Source organism: Bacillus sp. AY2-1, from assembly GCF_008368965.1.
Classification (GTDB): domain Bacteria; phylum Bacillota; class Bacilli; order Bacillales; family Bacillaceae_G; genus Bacillus_A; species Bacillus_A thuringiensis_S.
In genome coordinates this window covers 1-4,302 of the sequence record NZ_QPEL01000244.1, presented here as the reverse complement: position 1 = coordinate 4,302, position 4,302 = coordinate 1, and the positions used below count along the sequence as shown (strand labels likewise).

Genomic DNA, 4,302 nt, shown 5'->3' with positions numbered 1-4,302 from the left:
GAAAAAGCAAAAGAAAAAGGCTTACAACCGTTAGCTAGAATTGTTGGATATTCAGTAGCTGGAGTAGACCCGAAAATTATGGGTATTGGACCAGCACCAGCAATCCGAAAAGGATTAGAGAAAGTAGATTGGTCATTAGAAGATGCAGATTTACTGGAAATTAATGAAGCTTTCGCGGCTCAATATTTAGCTGTAGAGAAAGAGTTAGGTTTAGACCGTGAAAAAGTGAACGTAAACGGTAGTGGCGTAGGACTTGGGCATCCAATTGGTTGTACAGGGGCTCGTATTACAGTAAGTTTATCAGGGTCGTATTACAGTAAGTTTAATTCACGAATTAAAAAGACGTGGTTTAGAAAAAGGAATTGCCTCTTTATGCGTTGGTGGCGGTATCGGGGTTGCCTTATTTATAGAAGCACTATAAAAAAGAAGCAGCTATTGCTGCTTCTTTTTTTATGACTCAAATAGATGATGGAATAATCGATCGCGATTTTCAAAGAAAAGTTTCGTCGTTTGATAATGCTCGGTTTCTTCTAATGTGGATTCGTGAATCCCCTCTTGTGTTAAAGAGTATATAGTAGATTCAGGGTAAGCCATTAAAATAGGAGAATGCGTCGCAATAACAAATTGTGAACCTTGTTCAGCTAGTTCGTGCATTCGAATGAGCATGGAAAGTTGTCTCATCGGTGATAGAGCTGCCTCAGGCTCATCTAAAATGTATAAACCTTGTCCTGAAAAACGATTCATAAATAAGGAAAAGAATGATTCACCGTGTGATTGTTCGTGTAGTGAGACACCACCATATGAATCAATAACTGGATTTCCGCGTGCTTCTGGATCAGCATCCATTTCATCAATATAAGAAGCGACGTTATAAAATGATTCAGCGCGAAGAAAGAAACCGTCGCTTGGTGTATTGAAACTTTTTGAAATTCGAAGGTATTCATGTAAAGATGAATGTGAATCGTTTGTGCTAAAGCGGAAATTCTTCGTTCCACCTTCTGCATTAAAACCTAACGCAATTGCAATTCCTTCAAGTAATGTTGATTTACCCGTTCCGTTTTCTCCAATAATGAATGTTACATTTGGATGGAAAGCTAGTGATTGTAATGTTCGGATAGCGGGTAAGCAGTAAGGATATGCGGAAAAACTAGGGATATTTTCTTTTTTTAATGTGACATTTTGTAAAAAGGGTACGTCAATCAATATATAAACCTCAATTCATAACGGATTTTGAATCTAAAAAGGTAGCAAATACAAGTGTTAATGACACCTGAATCCCTTCTTGTTTTCTGAATATTTATGTGGATTATATCATTTAAACTATCATATTCCAATGTGAAAATAAATATTGCATGAAGATCCATTCTCTCGTTATGATATATGGTATTCTACTGAAAATGTGAGAAGGAGTTAAAGTATGCCGTTTACATTTGCACATCCAGCAGCAGTTCTTCCTTTTGCGAAAAAGCATTCTAAATATATGTCAGTAACGGCTCTTATATTAGGTAGTATGGCGCCTGACTTTGAATATTTTTTACACTTTAGACCGTATGGTGTTATTGGGCATACGTGGCTTGGGTTCTTATATTTAAATTTACCACTTGTCTTCTTATTAGCATACATATATCATTACATTTTAAAAAAGTCTTTTATAACACATTTACCTAAACCATTTGCTGGCTACTATACATATGCAGTAGACAAGGGGTGGGGTCTTCATACATGGAAGGATCTTTTTGTATTTTGTTATTCAGCATTATTCGGTATGTTAACGCATGTTGTTTGGGATGCATTCACTCATAAGACAGGCTATTTTGTTATGAAAATACCATTATTGCAAAGAGAATGGTACGGTATCTCTGTTTATAAATATATGCAACATGGAAGTACATGTATTGGTTTTCTATTATTAGCATACGTTTTATGGAAGCATAGAAATGAAATGGGTAAAGACTTTATTTTAGCTTCGGAAAAAAGAAAGTATTGGATTTCAGTAATTGTTGTGGCAACTATTATATTTATCGTGTATGTGTTCCTAGATCCCTATTTTCATATTTTCCAAATTGGAGGTATAATAGTATCTGGACTGACAAGTTCATTTTGTGGACTTTTCATTGTTTCTATAGTTTACAAAGCAAGGGACTAATTTTATATTCATGAATGATAGCGTTAGGAGAAATGAAATGATGAAAGCATGGAAAAGTATTTTTGTTTTATGTAGTTTTCTTCTTATGTTAAGTGGTTGCTTCCATCAAGAAGAAAAGAAAGCTGAACCGAAGAAGAAAGAATCTATTCCTGAAACAAAAGAATATGGTGGGCGTGAGCTGAAAAAAGTAGGACAAAAAGTGAAAGAAACAGGCTGGGGTACTTTCAAGTTAGAGCAGATGCATTCTGTGAATCAAACATTTGAAGTAGCGCCAATGAAAATTCACGTACAAGATGTGAAAGTAATCTCTTTATCACAGATGAGTGAAAAGGCAAAAAATACATTGAAAGTATACACGGCACTAACTCCTGAAGAAGTAAAACGTAGATTAGGGGATAAAGTAAGCCAAGAAGATGCAGAATTATATGCATCGCTAAGTGGAACAGAGATTAGTAATACAATTCGTTACGTTGAGATTACATATAAAGTGGAGAATAGCGGAAATAAAAATATGCAATTTTTCTCTATGAATGATGTTATAATTAATGGTAAGCAACATTTTAAAGTAGCGACTCAAAACTTTTTATATGACGAAGATACGTTAGTTGGTACAAAAAATGTATCAAGAGAAGACTATAAGCCTGGTGAAACAAGAGATGGGATTATTGGTTTAATACTTGACGATGGAAAAGACAAGGTAAAGGATATTCAGTTTATAACTGATGATTTACTTGCAGGAGATTCAGAAACACAAGATGTTGTAAAAGAGCCACAAACGTTTAATATCTCACTTTCGGAGTAATGTGTTTTTAAAATAATGTAAGACAAAACAGTCAGCACTCAAAAGATTATGCTGACTGTTTTTTTATTTCTTTTATGTATGAATCTACATTTTGAAAAGGTACCTTAATTTTAAACGCATCTTTTTGTTTATTAAATTGCTTTTCATTATAGGGACCGAAACGTTTATTGTGCTTTACGTCAATAATCCAATAATGTTCACTTTTTTTATTTGCAATTGCTGCGTCAGGGTTATTTGGATCTGATTTTTCCTCAGTTTGTTTTGCAATAATGTATTTATCATCCCAAGCAATGTCTGTAATTTTTGCAGGGATGTATTGTGTGGCATATACAGCATCTTGCGAGGGGAAAAGTTCAAATGCATTTCCAGAAGTACGTATGAGCTCGTATTCATCGTTAACCGTATAAGTTAAGTGACTTGTGTTTCCTGTACAACCAGTTAATAGGAAGGCGACGAATAGGATTATCCATTTTTTCAATATGGGAACCTCCTTTATAATGCTATTGTAACAAATTGTACAAGAAAAGTAAGAGAAACGCTAGTTTACAATGTTTTTTAGAAGTGGTACGATGAGACGGGTAAAGAAGGATATGAAGGAGTCGACATAAAATGAAGTTAAAGATGCATCGTCCAGCGCTTGTAATGAATCGCATAGGTGCTTCCCTAATTGACATGTTTTTAATCTCGGTTATGTATGGTGCAGTAGTAGCTATTATGACCGGAAACTATAGTGCTATGTTTAAGCGCTTTAATATAAGTTTAGGTGATTTTAGATATGATTTCGCAGTAGTTTTCATATTAATGGCGATATATTTTATTGTGTTACCCTTTATTTGGAACGGTGTTACACTTGGCAAAAAGGTAACGAGAATAAAATTAATTTCATTGAAGAGTGAAAAGCTAACGTTGCAAACATTAATTATAAGATTTTTTGTATTGTTATTGCCGAACGTATTGCTATTAGGAATTCCATTAATATGTAACGTATATATGATGTTGTTCCGCAAAGACAATTGCGGTTTTCAGGACTTAATTACAAAGACGAAAGTAATAAGTCTTGTATAATGAAAAAAGACCTTTTTATACATAAAATAAGAAGGTCTTTTTTGTTATACTACAATTTATGTAATAATATCATTTTGGGTTTTAATAGATTGAAAATTAAGAAAATGTTATAATGATTAAAATAATATCTTTATATAATAAGGGGGAAATTGAAATGACTGGAGGTAGTGTAATCTTTTGGGGGATTTTAATTTTCATCGGTTTAGTTTTCGATCAGCGTAATAGTAGGAAAAAAGAAGGAGTAAAAAAGTAATCGCTTACAAATGAATGAGCAATTTTTCTTGCTTGC

6 protein-coding genes and 1 pseudogene are annotated in these 4,302 nt (G+C 33.7%); 5 read left to right on the top strand and 2 right to left on the bottom strand.

What is annotated here, in order from left to right:
• Positions 1 to 421 (top strand): annotated as a pseudogene (locus DN403_RS29775) (acetyl-CoA C-acyltransferase); the annotation flags it as partial.
• Positions 422 to 450: 29 nt separating this feature from the next.
• Here the strand turns inward: DN403_RS29775 and DN403_RS29770 are convergent.
• A complete protein-coding gene (locus tag DN403_RS29770; protein ID WP_016077285.1) occupies positions 451 to 1,203 on the bottom strand; it encodes an AAA family ATPase in 753 nt (250 codons plus the stop codon).
• A 214-nt stretch (positions 1,204 to 1,417) separates the two neighbouring features.
• Here DN403_RS29770 and DN403_RS29765 point away from each other — a divergent pair, with 214 nt between their 5' ends.
• Together DN403_RS29765 and DN403_RS29760 are read left to right on the top strand one after the other, a co-directional pair.
• Positions 1,418 to 2,146 (top strand): DUF4184 family protein, encoded by a 729-nt coding sequence (locus DN403_RS29765; RefSeq protein ID WP_001116870.1) that lies wholly within the window; start codon positions 1,418 to 1,420, stop codon positions 2,144 to 2,146.
• Between the two features lie 37 nt (positions 2,147 to 2,183).
• The gene (locus DN403_RS29760) at positions 2,184 to 2,948 is read left to right on the top strand and encodes a hypothetical protein (RefSeq protein ID WP_000973897.1); all 765 of its coding nucleotides are present in this window, start codon (positions 2,184 to 2,186) and stop codon (positions 2,946 to 2,948) included.
• Positions 2,949 to 2,994: 46 nt separating this feature from the next.
• Here DN403_RS29760 and DN403_RS29755 read toward each other — a convergent pair whose 3' ends face one another.
• Positions 2,995 to 3,426 (bottom strand): DUF3997 domain-containing protein, encoded by a 432-nt coding sequence (locus tag DN403_RS29755; RefSeq protein WP_000758794.1) that lies wholly within the window; start codon positions 3,424 to 3,426, stop codon positions 2,995 to 2,997.
• 131 nt (positions 3,427 to 3,557) lie between these two features.
• Between DN403_RS29755 and DN403_RS29750 the strand changes: the two genes are divergently transcribed.
• The gene (locus DN403_RS29750; protein ID WP_000769078.1) at positions 3,558 to 4,013 is read left to right on the top strand and encodes an RDD family protein; all 456 of its coding nucleotides are present in this window, start codon (positions 3,558 to 3,560) and stop codon (positions 4,011 to 4,013) included.
• 154 nt (positions 4,014 to 4,167) lie between these two features.
• Positions 4,168 to 4,266, top strand: a complete 99-nt coding sequence (locus tag DN403_RS29745; protein WP_000145659.1) for a hypothetical protein — start codon at positions 4,168 to 4,170, stop codon at positions 4,264 to 4,266.
• Positions 4,267 to 4,302: the final 36 nt, after the last annotated feature.

Excerpts from the sequence above, each read along its gene's own strand:
- DN403_RS29765 (WP_001116870.1), top strand. The coding sequence starts at position 1,418 with ATGCCGTTTACATTTGCACATCCAGCAGCAGTTCTTCCTTTTGCGAAA.
- DN403_RS29760 (WP_000973897.1), top strand. The coding sequence starts at position 2,184 with ATGATGAAAGCATGGAAAAGTATTTTTGTTTTATGTAGTTTTCTTCTT.
- DN403_RS29750 (WP_000769078.1), top strand. The coding sequence starts at position 3,558 with ATGAAGTTAAAGATGCATCGTCCAGCGCTTGTAATGAATCGCATAGGT.
- DN403_RS29745 (WP_000145659.1), top strand. The coding sequence starts at position 4,168 with ATGACTGGAGGTAGTGTAATCTTTTGGGGGATTTTAATTTTCATCGGT.